9 protein-coding genes are annotated in these 16,677 nt (G+C 62.2%); 6 read left to right on the top strand and 3 right to left on the bottom strand.

All coding sequences use genetic code 11. From position 1 onward, the window contains the following. Positions 1-42: 42 nt before the first annotated feature. Positions 43-2,982: a bifunctional [glutamate--ammonia ligase]-adenylyl-L-tyrosine phosphorylase/[glutamate--ammonia-ligase] adenylyltransferase gene (gene glnE, locus CWE01_RS10540; RefSeq protein ID WP_100940468.1), complete on the bottom strand. Its 2,940-nt coding sequence runs from the start codon at positions 2,980-2,982 to the stop codon at positions 43-45. A gap of 382 nt (positions 2,983-3,364) precedes the next feature. Between glnE and aceE the strand changes: the two genes are divergently transcribed. The 4 genes from aceE (at position 3,365) to msrA (ending at position 11,736) form a co-directional block, all read left to right on the top strand. Then, entirely contained in the window at positions 3,365-6,010 is a 2,646-nt protein-coding gene (aceE, locus tag CWE01_RS10535; RefSeq protein WP_100940467.1) for a pyruvate dehydrogenase (acetyl-transferring), homodimeric type, read from the top strand. Positions 6,011-6,021: 11 nt separating this feature from the next. Further along, positions 6,022-7,986: a dihydrolipoyllysine-residue acetyltransferase gene (aceF, locus tag CWE01_RS10530; RefSeq protein WP_100940466.1), complete on the top strand. Its 1,965-nt coding sequence runs from the start codon at positions 6,022-6,024 to the stop codon at positions 7,984-7,986. Positions 7,987-8,316: 330 nt separating this feature from the next. After that, complete coding sequence (locus tag CWE01_RS10525; RefSeq protein ID WP_100940465.1) at positions 8,317-11,010, top strand: GGDEF and EAL domain-containing protein; 2,694 nt, start codon at positions 8,317-8,319, stop codon at positions 11,008-11,010. Between the two features lie 78 nt (positions 11,011-11,088). Next, positions 11,089-11,736 carry a peptide-methionine (S)-S-oxide reductase MsrA gene (gene msrA, locus CWE01_RS10520; protein ID WP_100940464.1) on the top strand — a complete coding sequence of 216 codons (648 nt, stop codon included), beginning with the start codon at positions 11,089-11,091 and terminating at the stop codon, positions 11,734-11,736. Between the two features lie 173 nt (positions 11,737-11,909). On the opposite strand, the gene CWE01_RS10515 is transcribed toward msrA, so the two are convergent. Continuing rightward, positions 11,910-12,746, bottom strand: coding sequence for a 23S rRNA (adenine(2030)-N(6))-methyltransferase RlmJ (locus CWE01_RS10515; protein ID WP_100940463.1), 837 nt, complete (start codon positions 12,744-12,746; stop codon positions 11,910-11,912). Between the two features lie 151 nt (positions 12,747-12,897). On the opposite strand from CWE01_RS10515, the gene CWE01_RS10510 reads away from it, so the two are divergent. Together CWE01_RS10510 and CWE01_RS10505 are read left to right on the top strand one after the other, a co-directional pair. Next, positions 12,898-13,392 carry a DUF2165 family protein gene (locus tag CWE01_RS10510; RefSeq protein WP_100940462.1) on the top strand — a complete coding sequence of 165 codons (495 nt, stop codon included), beginning with the start codon at positions 12,898-12,900 and terminating at the stop codon, positions 13,390-13,392. 168 nt (positions 13,393-13,560) lie between these two features. After that, positions 13,561-14,829 carry an O-acetylhomoserine aminocarboxypropyltransferase/cysteine synthase family protein gene (locus tag CWE01_RS10505; protein ID WP_100940461.1) on the top strand — a complete coding sequence of 423 codons (1,269 nt, stop codon included), beginning with the start codon at positions 13,561-13,563 and terminating at the stop codon, positions 14,827-14,829. Between the two features lie 75 nt (positions 14,830-14,904). Here CWE01_RS10505 and putP read toward each other — a convergent pair whose 3' ends face one another. Then, complete coding sequence (gene putP / locus CWE01_RS10500; protein ID WP_100940460.1) at positions 14,905-16,389, bottom strand: sodium/proline symporter PutP; 1,485 nt, start codon at positions 16,387-16,389, stop codon at positions 14,905-14,907. Positions 16,390-16,677 lie beyond the last annotated feature (288 nt).

Raw genomic sequence — 16,677 nt, 5'->3', positions numbered from 1 at the left:
CGATGCGGGGAGGCTTATGCCTCCCCGCCTCTAAAATATCAATCAGCTTAGCCCCAGCTCGGTCCATATCCGCATGACATCGCGGCGTTCGACCGCGAACTGATCGCCGGTGATCACTCCCGCCTCCTTCTGCAACGCCTGGCGGTGGGCGGCGGAGCGATAGGCCTTGTAGGCCTCGCGCAGCAGGTTGGCGTCCGTGGCGGGGATCAGGTCAGCCTGCTCCAGCCCTTCGAGAATGCGGATATTGTCGGTATAGCGGAGTAACGCCGGGTGCGCTTTGGACCAAGCCAATGTCGCGTATTGCACCATAAATTCAATATCGACGATACCACCGGCATCCTGCTTGATATCGAAGGGCGCCGTGGCCTCGAAGGCATTGGCCGCCGTGCCCGCCGCGGTGGCCTTGCTCCCCAGGTTGTCGCGCATCTTGGCGCGCATCTCGCTGACTTCCTGACGCAAGGTCGGTAAATCCCGCTCACGCCCCAGTACCGCCGCGCGGACTTTCTCGAATGCCGTGCCGACCTCGTTGCAGCCCACCAGCACCCGGGCGCGGATCAGCGCCTGGTGCTCCCAGGTCCAGGCCTCGTTCTGCTGGTAACGCTCGAAAGCGCCCAGGGAACTGACCAGCAAGCCCGAAGCCCCGGACGGCCGCAGGCGCATGTCCACTTCATAGAGTTGGCCGGAGTTGGTCTGGGTGGTCAGCAGGTGAATGATCCGCTGGCCCAGACGGGTGAAGAACTGCGCGGTATCGATGGGTTTGACGCCATCGGTCTCGGCATTCGGGTCGCCGTCATGGATAAACACCAGGTCCAGGTCCGAGCCATGGCCCAGCTCGATACCGCCGACCTTGCCGTAGCCGACAATAATAAAGCCCGGGTCGCACAAGCTGCCGTCGACACGGCGCGGCGAACCATGGCGACCGACGGTCTGGCGCCAGGCCAGGGCCAGCACCTGTTCGAGGATCGCCTCGGCGAGCCAGGTGAGGTAGTCGCTGACCTTCATCAATGGCAGGCTGCCGGAGATTTCCGAGGCCGCGACCCGCAGGCGATGCGCCAACTTGAAGTGGCGCAAGGCTTCCATCTGTTGTTCAAGGTCATCCTCCGGAATCCGCGTCAGGCGCTCACGCAGCTCCGCAGCCAACTCCGGCGCCAGGGGCGGCTTGAACAGCCGGCCTTCGTTGAGCAGCTCGTCGAGCAGCATCGGGAAGCGGGTGATCTGTTCGGCAATCCAGGGGCTCGCGGCACACAAGGTCAGCAAACGCCGCAGGGCACCGGGGTTTTCCGTGAGCAGCACCAGGTAGGCCGAACGCCGGGCCACGGCTTCCACCAGGGGCAACACACGTTCCAGCACCAGGTCCGGATCGGCATGTTCCACCGCCTGGGCCAGCAGGCGCGGGATAAAGGCATCGAGCCGTTCCCGGCCGAGCCGCTGCATGGCACGCAGCTGCGGGCTGGTACGCAGTACCGTCAGTTGTTTCAGGGCCTTGGCGGCATCCTTGAAACCGCCCTCCTGCAACTGCCGGCAGGCCGCCTCTTCGTCCTGGGACTCTTCCCACAGCGGCAGCCATTCGCCGCCGACCATCACTTCGCGCTCGGCGCCGTCTTCTTCGTCCGGGTCGGCGATCACCTGGCGGAAATGCCAGTCGACACGCCCACGCCAGTGCATCAACTGCTCATGAAACGCTTCCCAACTGTCGAAGCCCATCATGAAGGCAATGCGCGCGCGGTCCTTCTCATCGTCGGGCAACATCTGGGTCTGACGGTCGGCAATCGCCTGGATCGCATGCTCGGTGTAACGCAGGAATTCATAGCCACTGCGCAACTCGCCGATCACCGCCGGCGGCAGGTAGCCCTGGCCTTCCAGGGTTCCCAGCACCTTCAACAGCGGCCGTTGCTGCAGACTCAGGTCACGCCCGCCGTGAATCAGCTGGAAGGCCTGGGCGATGAACTCGACCTCGCGAATGCCGCCGGAGCCCAGCTTGATATTCTCGGCCATGCCCTTGCGCCGGACTTCCTGCTGGATCAGCTGCTTCATGGTGCGCAGCGCTTCGATGGCCGAAAAGTCCAGGTAACGCCGATAGACGAAGGGCCGCAGCATTTCCAGCAACTGCGCGCCCGCCACCTGGTCGCCGGCCACCACCCGCGCCTTGATCATCGCGTAACGTTCCCAGTCACGCCCCTGGTCCTGGTAATACTGTTCCAGCGCGTTGAAGCTCAACACCAACGCGCCGGCCGAACCATACGGACGCAGGCGCATGTCGACGCGGAACACGAAGCCGTCAACGGTGATGGGGTCCAGGGCCTTGATCAGCCGCTGGCCCAGGCGGATGAAAAACTCCTGGTTGTCCAACGGACGCTTGACCCCGACCGTCTCGCCACCTTCCGGGTAGGCGAAGATCAGGTCGATATCGGAAGACAGGTTCAACTCCACGGCACCGAGCTTGCCCATGCCGAGGATGACCATCTGCTGCGGCTCGCCGCTACGCCGCCCGGTGGGCGTGCCGAACTGCTGGCAATGGCGCGGGTACAACCAGTGATAACCCTGGTCGATGCAGGCGTCGGCCAGATCGGAAAGATCGCGACAGGTCTGCACCAGGTCCGCCTGGCGGGTCAGGTCGCGCCAGATGATCCGCACCTGCTGGCGCGTGCGCTGACGGCGCAGGGCGCGGCCCAGCTCATCCTCGCTTTCGACCTGCTGCAACGCCGCGGCGATCTGCCCGCACATCTCCCCCGGCGCAAAGCCGCGATCCAGGTCGCCGAACTGCGCCAGCTCCAGCAACATCAAAGGGTCACGTACCGATTGTTCAATAAAGAAGTCGCTGGCCGCGCTGACCCGGGCGAACTGCGCCCAGCGTTGCGCGGTCCATTCGCTCAGCCCGTGATCGTCCTCCAGGGCGGCGACGGCGGCACGAAACGACTGCTCGGCACGACTGGCGGCAGGCAGGAGAATGGCCGGCAGGTCGGCCAACATTGGAAGGCTCATGGTCTATCCTTGGTGATCGAACAATCAGCCGCAGTCTGTGATAGCGAGAAACACGCCCTGGAAAGGACTGTCGAACAAAAGTTAGAAATAGCTGATAATGGTTATTTTTTGGCAGCCAGCCTCAAAAAGGTGGTCACCTTGATTATTTTCCAACCAACAATATCGATTACGCTCACAACATAGCAGGAAGTTTTTACTCGTCGATCTGTAGTTTTACTACTCGTCTATACATTCGAAAGGCTGAAATGGTCGACGATTTGTAGTAAAACTACAGGACTCCGGTACAACCTCCGGACATCCAAGAATTTATGTCGTCTGCCCACAAGGCCAGTCGCAAACTCAGGCAACCGATTCTGGAAGCCTTTCCGCCCTGGAGCAAGCCATGCAAGACCTCGATCCCGTCGAAACCCAGGAATGGCTGGACGCCCTGGAATCGGTTCTCGACAAAGAAGGCGAAGACCGTGCTCACTACCTGATGACCCGTATGGGCGAACTCGCGACCCGCAGCGGCTCGCAACTGCCCTACGCCATCACCACGCCTTACCGCAACACGATTCCCGTCACCCACGAAGCACGCATGCCTGGCGACCTGTTCATGGAACGCCGCATTCGCTCGCTGGTGCGCTGGAACGCGATGGCCATGGTAATGCGCACGAACTTGAAAGATTCTGACCTGGGCGGTCACATCTCCAGCTTCGCCTCCAGCGCCACCCTGTATGACATCGGCTTCAACTACTTCTTCCAGGCCCCGACCGACGAACACGGCGGCGACCTGATCTACTTCCAGGGCCACACCTCGCCAGGCGTCTACGCCCGTGCGTTCATGGAAGGCCGCATCACCGAAGAACAAATGAACAACTTCCGCCAGGAAGTCGACGGTCAGGGCCTGTCGTCCTACCCGCACCCTTGGCTGATGCCTGACTTCTGGCAGTTCCCGACCGTTTCCATGGGTCTGGGTCCGATCCAGGCGATCTACCAGGCACGCTTCATGAAGTACCTGGAAGCCCGTGGCTTCATCCCGGAAGGCAAGCAGAAAGTCTGGTGTTTCCTGGGCGACGGCGAGTGCGACGAGCCGGAATCCCTGGGCGCCATCTCCCTGGCCGGCCGCGAGAAGCTGGACAACCTGATCTTCGTCATCAACTGCAACCTGCAGCGCCTCGACGGCCCGGTTCGCGGCAACGGCAAGATCATCCAGGAACTCGAAGGCGTGTTCCGTGGCGCCCAATGGAACGTCACCAAAGTCATCTGGGGCCGTTTCTGGGACCCACTGCTGGCCAAGGACGTCGACGGCATCCTGCAACGCCGGATGGACGAAGTCATCGACGGCGAGTACCAGAACTACAAGGCCAAAGACGGCGCGTTCGTGCGTGAACATTTCTTCAACTCGCCGGAACTCAAGGCGATGGTTGCAGACCTGTCCGACGACGAGATCTGGAAACTCAACCGTGGCGGCCACGACCCGTACAAGGTCTACGCGGCGTACCACGAAGCGGTCAACCACAAGGAACAACCAACCGTCATCCTGGCCAAGACCATCAAGGGTTATGGCACCGGCGCCGGCGAAGCGAAGAACACCGCGCACAACACCAAGAAGGTTGATGTCGAAAGCCTGAAGCTGTTCCGCGATCGTTTCGACATCCCGGTCAAAGACGACCAACTGGAAAACCTGCCGTTCTTCAAGCCGGAACCCAACAGCGCCGAAGCCCGCTACCTCAGCGAGCGTCGCACCGCACTGGGCGGTTTCGTGCCACAGCGCCGCGCGCAAAGCTTCAACATCCCGACGCCGCCACTCGATACCCTCAAGGCGATCCTGGACGGCTCGGGCGACCGTGAAATCTCCACCACCATGGCCTTCGTGCGGATCCTCGCGCAACTGGTCAAGGACAAGGAAATCGGCTCGCGCATCGTCCCGATCATCCCGGACGAAGCCCGTACCTTCGGTATGGAAGGCATGTTCCGCCAACTGGGCATCTACTCCTCCGTCGGCCAGCTCTACGAGCCAGTCGATAAAGACCAGGTGATGTTCTACAAGGAAGACAAGAAGGGCCAGATTCTCGAAGAAGGCATCAACGAAGCAGGCGCCATGAGCTCCTTCATCGCCGCCGGTACTTCGTACTCCAGCCACAACCAGCCGATGCTGCCGTTCTACATCTTCTACTCGATGTTCGGTTTCCAGCGTATCGGCGACCTGGCCTGGGCCGCTGGCGACAGCCGCACCCGTGGCTTCCTGATCGGCGGTACCGCCGGCCGGACCACGCTGAACGGCGAAGGCCTGCAGCACGAAGACGGTCATAGCCACATCCTCGCGGGCACCATCCCGAACTGCCGTACCTTCGATCCAACCTACGGCTATGAGCTGGCGGTGATCATCCAGGACGGCATGAAGAAGATGACCGAAGAGCAGCAGGACGTTTTCTACTACATCACCGTGATGAACGAGTCCTACCAGCAACCCGCCATGCCGGCCGGTGTTGAAGAGGGCATCATCAAGGGCATGTACCTGCTCGAAGAAGACACCAAGGAAGCGGCCCACCACGTGCAACTGATGGGCTCCGGCACCATCCTGCGCGAAGTGCGTGAAGCGGCGAAGATCCTGCGTGAGCAATTCAACATCGGCGCCGACGTGTGGAGCGTGACCAGCTTCAACGAACTGCGTCGCGACGGCCTCGCCGTGGAGCGCAGCAACCGCCTGCACCCTGGCCAGAAGCCAAAGCTGAGCTACGTCGAAGAATGCCTCAACGGCCGCAAAGGTCCGGTGATCGCCTCTACCGACTACATGAAGTTGTTTGCTGAACAGATTCGTCAGTGGGTCCCATCCAAGGAATTCAAAGTCCTGGGTACCGACGGTTTCGGCCGTAGTGACAGCCGCAAGAAGCTGCGTCACTTCTTCGAAGTCGACCGTCATTTCGTGGTGTTGGCAGCCCTGGAAGCCTTGGCTGACCGTGGCGAGCTCGAACCCAAGGTGGTGGCGGACGCCATCGTCAAGTTCGGGATCAACCCGGAAAAACGCAACCCACTGGACTGCTGAGGAGACACCCTGTGAGCGAACTCATTCGCGTACCTGACATCGGCAGCGGTGAAGGTGAAGTAATCGAACTGTTTGTGAAGGTCGGCGATCGCATCGAAGCCGACCAGAGCATCCTGACGCTGGAATCGGACAAGGCGAGCATGGAAGTGCCCGCGCCGAAAGCCGGCATCATCAAGAGCCTGAAAGTGAAGCTGGGCGACCGCCTGAAAGAAGGCGACGAACTGCTGGAACTGGAAGTCGAAGGTGCCGCTGCTGCGGCTCCTGCGGCTGCACCAGCACCTGCCGCCCAGGCCGCTGCGCCGGTTGCCGCCGCCGCACCGGCTGCCGCTCCAAGCGCCGCGCCTGCTGCCGCTTCGGCCCAGCAAGTGCACGTGCCGGACATCGGTTCGTCGGGCAAGGCCCAGATCATCGAGATCTCGGTCAAGGTCGGCGACAGCATCGAAGCTGATCAATCGCTGATCACCCTCGAATCCGACAAGGCCAGCATGGAAATCCCTTCGCCGGCCGCCGGCGTCGTGGAAAGCATCAGCGTCAAGCTCAACGACGAAGTCGGTACTGGCGACCTGATCCTGGTCCTGAAAGTCGCTGGCGCTGCATCGACTGCTGCTCCAGCACCGGCCCAGGCCGCCGCCGCACCTGCTGCCGCTCCGGCGCCAGCCGCTGCACCGGCCGCTCCGGTTGCCGACAGCGTGCAGGACATCCACGTGCCGGATATCGGTTCGTCGGGCAAGGCCAAGATCATCGAAGTCTCGGTCAAGGCCGGTGACACCGTCGAGGTCGATCAATCGCTGATCACCCTCGAATCCGACAAAGCCAGCATGGAAATCCCATCGCCGGCCGCCGGCGTGGTGGAAAGCATTTCCATCAAGCTCGACGACGAAGTCGGTACCGGCGACCTGATCCTCAAGTTGAAGGTCAAGGGCGCTGCCGCGCCAGCCGCTCCTGCGCCTGCTCCAGCCGCCGCGCCTGCTGCACCGGCCAAGGCTGAAGCCGCACCGGCTGCTGCACCGGCTCCAGCCGCTGCTCCGGTAGCCGCCCCGGCCAACTCGGGTGCCAAGGTTCATGCAGGCCCGGCAGTACGCCAACTGGCTCGTGAATTCGGCGTCGAGCTGAACGCGGTCAGCGCCAGCGGTCCCCACGGTCGCATCCTCAAGGAAGACGTGCAGGTCTACGTCAAGGCGATGATGCAGAAGGCCAAGGAAGCACCGGCCGCTGCGGCTGCCGGCGCAACCGGCGGTGCCGGTATCCCGCCGATCCCGGTCGTGGACTTCAGCCGCTTCGGCGAAATCGAAGAAGTGCCGATGACCCGCCTGATGCAGGCCGGCGCCGCCAACCTGCACCGCAGCTGGCTGAACGTGCCACACGTGACCCAATTCGACTCGGCGGATATCACCGAGCTGGAAGCGTTCCGCGTGGCCCAGAAAGCCGTGGCCGAGAAGGCTGGCGTCAAGCTGACCATCCTGCCGCTGCTGCTCAAGACCTGTGCCCACCTGCTCAAGGAACTGCCGGACTTCAACAGTTCGCTGGCGCCAAGCGGCAAGGCGATCATCCGCAAGAAGTACGTCAACATCGGCTTCGCCGTCGACACGCCGGATGGCCTGCTGGTCCCGGTGATCAAGAACGTCGACCAGAAGAACCTGCTGCAACTCGCCGCCGAAGCGGCTTCCCTGGCTGAAAAGGCCCGGACCAAGAAGCTCTCCGCCGACGACATGCAGGGCGCCTGCTTCACCATTTCCAGCCTCGGGCACATTGGCGGCACCGGCTTCACGCCGATCGTCAACGCGCCGGAAGTGGCGATCCTCGGCGTTTCCAAGGCCACCATCCAGCCAGTCTGGGACGGCAAGGCCTTCCAGCCCAAGCTGATGCTGCCGCTGTCGCTGTCCTACGATCACCGTGTGATCAACGGTGCCGCCGCGGCGCGCTTCACCAAGCGCCTGAGCGACCTGCTGGCGGATATCCGCACTATCCTGCTGTAACCGCTGGCCCGGCCTCTTCTCTTTGGGGAGACCGGGCCCGCGCACCGATTTCCGAGCGCCACGCTCGTACCTCAACCCCGCCACTTGGCGGGGCTTTTTTTGCCTGTTTTCCGGGCAATGCCCCAAACGGTTCAGCCAACGCCGTGCGCCCCTTGAAATAGACGGGTGGCGAAGCCCGTTCACTGGAGAAATTCCCTCCTCGGCCGATACATTGAAGGCACGGAGCCACTGTTGTGCTTGTCAGCCTGACCCGCTTAATGCAACCTTGCCCAACACGCCAGAAAAACGGTTTTTACCCAGCGTGACCCGTACTCTTGAAGCGAGCTCTCAATGAAAAGCCAACCGGATGTCGCCAATAGATTGGCGGCCGAGGTAGTAACGCAATTGCCGGTGCCCTCGCGGCTCGGCATGCTGCGTTTCGAACGGCTGAATGAAGCAAGCTGGGCACTGCTGTTTCTCGATCCCAATTGCGAGCGCCAGTTCGGCCAACCGGCCATCGAACTCTGCGCCCTGGTCGGTTCGCCCTATGCCAGCCTGATGGAGCCCGAAGCCCGTTACCGGCTGCACGACACCATCCAGCAGCAACTGGTCGACAGCCCGCATTACCTGATCCGCTACACCCTGCACACCACCCAGGGGCCACTGAGCCTGCTGGAAGTCGGTGAAGCCTACAAACAACACAACCGTCACCTGCTGCGCGGCTACCTGCTGGTGGTCGAAGGCCTGCTCGGCCAAGAGCCGAGCTTGCCGGCCGCCGACCTGGAAACCCAGAACAGCCGCCTGCAGATTGCCCTGGAACTGAACCAGCGCGCCCAGCAGGAACAATTGCTCCACCTCGACCGGGTGCGCGCCCAGCAGGACCTGATCCTGCGCCTGGCGCGCCAGCGCTACAGCGCCGGCAAGTCCCTGCTCGAAGCCGCTGAGCTGATCACCCGTTGCGCCTGCGACATCTACGAGATCGACTGCGCGAGCATCTGGAACCTCGAAGGCAATCGCCTGGTACCGATCTGCTCCTACCACCGCGATCGCCAGCAATACGTGCTGCCGGACATCATCGATGTCAGTGGTTTCCCCGACTACCTGGAAGCCCTGCACACCAGCCGCGCCATCGACGCCCACAACGCCAACCGCGACCCGCGCACACGGGAAATGGCCGAAAGCCTGCGCCCGCGGGACACCAATGCCATGCTCGATGCCAGTATCCGCATCGACGGCCAGGTGGTCGGCGTGCTGTGCCTGGAACAGACCGGCAAGAGCCGCGCCTGGCAGTCCGATGAAATCGCCTTCGCCGGCGAGCTGGCGGACCAGTTCGCCCAGGTCATCAACAACCACAACCGACGGGCCGCCACCAGCGCCCTGCACCTGTTCCAGCGAGCCGTGGAACAGAGCGCGAATGCCTTCCTGCTGGTCAGCAGCGACGGCGTGGTGGAATACGTCAACCCCAGCTTCACCGCCATCACCCAGTACAGTACCGATGAAGTCCACGGCCAGAAGCTCTCCGAGCTGCCAGCCCTGGAGAACCTCAGCGAACTGCTGTTCGACGCGCCCTCGAGCCTGGCCAAGAGCAACAGCTGGCAAGGCGAGTTCAAGAGCCGGCGCAAGAACCTGGAACCCTACTGGGGCCAGCTGTCGATTTCCAAGGTCTATGGCGACAACCGCGAACTGACCCACTACATCGGCATCTACGAAGACATCACCCAGACCAAGCTGGCGCAACAGCGCATCGAGCGCCTGGCCTACACCGACAACCTGACCAACCTGGGCAACCGTCCGGCCTTTATCCGCAACCTCGACGAGCGTTTCGCCCGCGACAGCGATTCGCCCATCAGCCTGCTGCTGGTGGACATCGACAACTTCAAGCGGATCAACGACAGCCTCGGCCACCAGACCGGCGACAAGCTGCTGATCAGCCTGGCCCGACGCCTGCGCAACAGCCTGAGCCCGAGCGGCAGCCTGGCGCGCTTTGCCAGTAACGAATTCGCGGTGCTGCTGGACGATACCGACCTGGAAACCGGGCAACAGATCGCCAGCCAGCTGCTGACCACCCTCGACAAGCCGATGTTCGTCGACAACCAGCTGATCAGCGTCACCGGCTCCGTGGGCCTGGCCAGCGCGCCGCTGCACGGCCGCGACCCGCAGACCCTGATGCGCAACGCCGGCCTGGCCCTGCACAAGGCCAAGGCCAACGGCAAGCACCAGGTCCAGGTCTTCACCGAGGCGCTGAACGCCGAGGCCAGCTACAAGCTGTTCGTCGAGAACAACCTGCGCCGGGCCCTGACCCAGAACGAGCTGGACGTGTTCTACCAGCCCAAGCTCTGCCTGCGCAGCGGTCGCCTGCTGGGCATGGAAGCGCTGTTGCGCTGGAATCACCCGGAACGCGGCATGATCCGCCCGGACCAGTTCATCAGCGTCGCCGAGGAAACCGGCCTGATCATCCCGATCGGCAAATGGGTCGCGCGCCAGGCCTGCCGCATGAGCAAGCAACTGACCGCCTCCGGGCTGGGCAGGCTGCAGGTGGCGATCAACCTGTCGCCCAAGCAGTTCTCCGACCCGGACCTGGTGGCCTCCATCGCCAGTATCCTCAAGGAAGAACAACTGGCGCCGGCCCTGCTGGAGCTGGAACTGACCGAAGGCCTGCTGCTGGAGGCCACCGAAGACACCCACCAGCAACTCGACCAGTTGAAAAAGCTCGGCCTGACCCTGGCCATGGATGATTTCGGCACCGGCTACTCGTCCCTGAGCTACCTGAAGAAATTCCCGATCGACATCATCAAGATCGATCGCAGCTTCATCCATGAAATCCCGGACAACCAGGACGACATGGAAATCACCTCCGCGGTGATCGCCATGGCCCACAACCTGAAGATCAAGGTAGTGGCCGAAGGGATCGAGACCTACGAGCAGCTGACCTTCCTGCGCCGCCACCGTTGCGACGTCGGCCAGGGCTACCTGTTCGACCGGCCGATCCCCGGTCTCGACCTGATCCAGCAGCTCAAACGTTACCCGCGCGGCCCTTTGGCCTGACAGCGCTGTAACACTCGGGCACACTGTCGGTCTATCTTCCTGTATCGCTTATCCCAACCTGACTGAGAGGACTGTCACATGGTCTTGCGCTCGGAAATACTGGTGAACAAAAACGTGCTCCCAACCAAAGAACAAGCTCTGCCTGGCCGCGAAACCCCAATGACCGTGCCGGAAAACCATTTCGTCAACGGCAACCCGCTGCTGGGCCCATTCCCTGGCAACGTGGAATTCGCGATTTTCGGCCTGGGTTGTTTCTGGGGCGCGGAACGGCGCTTCTGGCAACGTGAAGGGGTGTACAGCACCTCGGTGGGTTATGCCGGCGGTTTCACGCCGAACCCGACCTACGAAGAGGTCTGCTCGGGCCTGACCGGCCATAGCGAAGTGGTGCTGGTGGTGTATGAACCGGAAATCGTCAGCTACGAGCAATTGCTGGCGCTGTTCTGGGAACTGCACGATCCGACCCAGGGCATGCGCCAGGGCAACGACATCGGCAGCCAGTACCGCTCGGTGGTCTACGCCACCAAGCCGGACCAGCTGGAAGCCGCGCTGAAGAGCAAGCAGCTGTTCCAGGCCGAACTGAGCAAGGCCGGCCATGGCACGATCACCACGGAAATCGACGAAGCGCCGACCTTCTTCTATGCCGAGGCCTATCACCAGCAGTACCTGGCGAAGAACCCCGAAGGTTATTGCGGGATTCGCGGCACGGGCGTGACCTGCCCGATCTGATTCACCGCCTACAGTTCGGCGTCGACGCACGTTTTGCGGACGCCACGGACCTGTAGGAGCAGGGCTTGCCCGCGAAGCTTTTGGCGCTCTTGAGGGCCTCTTCGCTGGCAAGCCAGGCTCCTACAGGTTCCGATGTGTCCAGGGCATCGGTGGGAAAACCCAAAGCCCCCAACTTACTCGGCAATCAACCAATCCATCCGCCAGTCGCCCTGGGTCTGACCCAGCTTCTGCGCCAGCCACGGCAACAGCTCACGCAACTCCTCCTCCAGCCCCCACGGCGGATTGGCAATCGCCAGACCCGAACCGTTCAGGCTCGCCGGCGTGTCCAGCGGATGCACCAGCAATTCCACCCGCAGCAATTTCGGCGCACCGCTGCCGGCCAGATCCTGATAGAAGCGCTTCAATGCACGCTGGTCCTTGATCGGATACCAGATCGCCGCCACCGTCTGGCGCATGCGCCCGATGGCTTCTTTCAGCGATGCCGCGCAGCGCTGCATCTCATCCAGCTGTTCGAACGGCGGATCGATCAGCAGCACCGCACGTTTCTCCGCCACCGGCAGCAACGCCCGCGCCACATGCCAGCCTTCGCCCAGGTGCACCGCCACGCGCCGATCGCCCTTCATGTTGTCCTTGAGCAGCTTGCCGTCTTCCGGGTGCTTCTCGTTGAGCAGGATCCGCTCGCGCTCACGACTCAGGCGCCGCGCCAGCTCCGGCGAGCCCGGGTAGTAGCGCAATTCGCCATCCGGGTTCATCTCGTGCAGCACACGCATGTAATCGGCGGTCGACGCGGGCAGCTCCTGTTCGCCCCACAAGCGGGCGATCCCCTCCAGGTATTCACCGGTGCGGCTGGCCTGGTCGCCCTTGAGGTCATACAGGCCAATGCCGGCGTGACTGTCGATATAGGCGAACGGCTGCTCCTTGCGCGCCATCAGGGCGATCAGGCGGGTCAGGATCAGGTGTTTCAAGACGTCGGCGTGATTGCCGGCGTGGAAGGCGTGACGGTAGTTCATGGCGACTCCTGCGAAGGAGGCGAAGTTTACCTTGTGCCCGGGCGTACGTCAGGTCGCAGCGTACCGGCGGCATCGGAAGTGTCTGACATCTTCCCGGGGGCGGGCGGTGATAAGGTCGTTTTCCCGCCTATCGGAAAGAAGGATCCGAGCAATGACCAGCCGCTACGCCAAGATTATCCTCACCCTGGCCCTCGCGGCCTTCGCCTTCATGGTGACCTTCAACAACATCACCGACTACGGCTCCAACTTCGCCTTTGTCCGTCATGTGCTGAGCATGGACACCACCTTCCCGGACAATGCCGCGATGTACCGTGCGATCACCACGCCCGCGCTCTGGCACGCCGCCTATTGGCTGATCATCTTCGGCGAAGGCCTGACCGCCGTACTGCTGGCCTGGGGCACGTGGTCACTCTGGCGAGCGCGTCACCGCGACGCCGCCGCCTTCGAACAGGCAAAAAAATGGGTCGTCAGCGGCGCAACCGTCGGTTTCCTGGTCTGGTTCTTCGGTTTCATGGTGGTCGGTGGCGAGTGGTTCCTGATGTGGCAATCGCAGACCTGGAATGGCCAGGAGCCGGCCTTCAAGTTCTACATGGCGATCCTTGGGGTGCTGATCTTCGTCAATCAGGCGGACAACGAGCTGGCTTAATCCGGCCACTTGCCGATTGCGCGCCAGTATCGGACACTGGCGCGCCGGTTTGCGGTCCGACAGCGGGCGCAGAACCCGAGGTCATTGGCGACTCAGACACACGAGACCATTAAGCGACCGCAGCCGCCTGGCGTGCTCACTAATGGAATTTCACTGAGTCGAGACTTTATGAAAGACGCAACGATTGCGCTCCATCACGGTTTCAAGTCGGACCCGACCACCAAGGCCGTGGCCGTGCCCATCTACCAGAACGTCGCCTTCGAATTCGATAACGCCCAGCACGGCGCCGACCTGTTCAACCTGGATGTCCCGGGCAATATCTACACCCGGATCATGAACCCCACCAACGACGTGCTGGAACAGCGTCTCGCCGCCCTCGAAGGCGGGATCGCCGGGTTGGCGGTGTCCGCCGGCAGCGCCGCGATCCACTACGCGATCCAGACCCTGACCCGCGCCGGCGACAATATCGTCTCCACGCCGCAACTCTACGGCGGCACCTACACCCTCTTCGCCCACCTGCTGCCGAGTTTCGGTGTCGATGTACGCTTCGCCCGCGACGACTCGCCCGAAGCCATCGCCGAACTGATCGACGAGAACACCAAACTGGTCTATTGCGAAAGCATCGGCAACCCGGCGGGCAATATCGTCGATCTCCAGCGTTTCGCCGAGGTTGCCCATGCCCGCGGCGTGCCGCTGATGGTCGACAACACCGTGGCGACGCCGATCCTGTGCAAGCCGATCCAGTTCGGCGCCGACATCGTCGTGCATTCGGTAACCAAGTACGTCGGCGGCCACGGCAATTCCCTGGGCGGGGTGATTGTCGATGCCGGCACCTTCCCCTGGGCCGATTACCCGGAGAAATTCCCCGGCCTGAACACCCCGGAAGCCGCCTATCACGGCGTGGTCTACACGGAAAAATTCGGCCCGGCGGCCTTTATCGCCCGCGCCCGCACGGTGCCGTTGCGCAATACCGGCGCGGCCCTGGCGCCGATGAACGCCTTCCTCCTGCTGCAAGGCCTGGAAACCCTGGCCTTGCGCATGGAGCGGCATACCGAGAACGCGCTCAAGGTGGCGCAGTTCCTCAAGGCTCACGAGCAAGTGGCCTGGGTCAGTTACGCCGGCCTGCCGGACCATCCGCACCATGAGCTGGCGCTCAAGTACATGCAGGGCAAGCCTTCGGCAATCCTGTCGTTCGGCCTCAAGGGCGGCTATGAGGCCGGCGTGCGTTTCTACGATGCGCTGCAGATCTTCAAGCGCCTGGTGAATATCGGCGATGCCAAGTCCCTGGCCTGCCATCCGGCCTCCACCACCCATCGACAAATGAACGAGGAAGAGCAGGCCAAGGCCGGGGTGAAGCCGGAAATGATCCGCCTGTCCGTCGGTATCGAAGCGATCGAGGACATCCTCGAAGACTTGCAACAAGCGCTACGCGCTTGAAGCAAAACGGCCCGCCTCCAGGGAGACGGGCCGCTTTCCGATCCGCAGGCGCTCAGGGCTTCAGCCCCTTTTCGATCAGTGCTCCAGGCGGAATTGCTTCTCCGCCGCATCGAAGCGTTGCAGCATCAGCGCCGAGGGCGTGCCCATCCGGCTGACGATATAGATCGCCAGGCTGGCGAAGATAAAGCCCGGAATGATTTCGTACAGCCCCAACAGATTGAAGTGTTTCCAGACGATCACCGTGATCGCACCCACCAGAATCCCGGCCAACGCGCCATTGCGGGTCATGTCCTTCCAGATCACCGAGATCAGCACCACCGGACCGAACGCCGCGCCAAAACCGGCCCAGGCGTAGCTCACCAGCCCCAGCACACGGTTTTCCGGATTGGCCGCCAGGGCGATGGCCACCAACGCCACCAGCAGGACCATGGCGCGACCGACCCAGACCAGCTCCCGCTGGGAAGCCGATTTGCGCAGGAAGGTCTTGTAGAAGTCCTCGGTCAGGGCACTGGAGCACACCAGTAACTGGCAGCTCAGGGTGCTCATCACCGCCGCCAGGATCGCCGACAGCAGCACACCGGCGATCCATGGATTGAACAGGATCTTCGCCAACTCGATAAACACCCGCTCATGGTTCTCGGCCACGGGCCCCGCCACATCAGGATGCGCCGAGAAGTAGGCGATTCCGAAGAAGCCCACCGCCACGGTGCCGCCCAGGCACAGGATCATCCAGGTCATGGAAATACGCCGGGCCTTGGCAATCGACTTGACCGAATCCGCCGCCATGAAGCGCGCCAGGATATGCGGCTGGCCGAAGTAACCCAGGCCCCAGCCCATCAGCGAGAGGATGCCGACGAAGGTGGTGCCCTTGAGCATGTCGAAGTTGGCCGGATCCTTGGCTTCAATGGCCAGGAAGGTGGTGTCGACGCCACCGGTGGCCAACAGCACGATGATCGGCGTAAGAATCAGTGCAAAGATCATCAGGGTGGCTTGTACGGTATCTGTCCAACTGACCGCCAGGAAACCACCGATAAAGGTGTAGGCAATGGTCGCCGCCGCACCGGCCCACAAGGCCGTTTCGTAGGACATGCCAAAGGTGCTTTCGAACAGCCGCGCCCCGGCAACGATGCCCGACGCACAGTAGATGGTGAAGAACACCAGGATCACCAGCGCCGCAATGATCCGCAGCAGGCCGCTGTGGTCCTCGAAACGACTGGAGAAATAGTCCGGCAGGGTCAGCGCGTCACCATTGTGCTCGGTCTGCACCCGCAGGCGCCCGGCGACGAACAGCCAGTTCAGGTAGGCCCCGACGATCAGGCCAATGGCGATCCAGCTTTCCGACAGACCCGACAGGTAGATCGCGCCAGGCAAACCCATCAGCAGCCAGCCGCTCATATCGGAAGCGCCAGCCGACAGCGCGGTGACCACGCTGCCGAGGCTGCGGCCGCCGAGAATGTAATCGGAGAGGTTATTGGTCGAGCGATAAGCCATCAGGCCGATCAGCACCATGGCGGCGATATAGATCACGAACGTGATCAGGGTGGGGTTGCTTACACTCATTGAAAAATCCCTGGCATTGTTTTTATTGAGCGGCGGTCCGACCGACGCAAAGCATGATGTTTGTCAGACGATTAAACGCAGCAGGCATTTATGACCGATATTCCCTCAGGAAAATCGCCAGTCACGACCTACGGCACGTAGGAGGTTGCACTGCGGCGGCGAATGCTATTCAACAACCCGAATAAGGTGCAACCCATTTTGTCCAAATAAGTTGCACCTATTGAATTTTGCGTATTTTCCGACGATTTCCCGCCCCTTTTCAGTGCGAGAAATACCCTTGCCCCCCGG

Origin of the sequence: Pseudomonas sp. QS1027, assembly GCF_002814235.1 — a bacterium.
GTDB lineage: Bacteria > Pseudomonadota > Gammaproteobacteria > Pseudomonadales > Pseudomonadaceae > Aquipseudomonas.
This window is presented reverse-complemented; position numbering and strand designations above follow the sequence as displayed.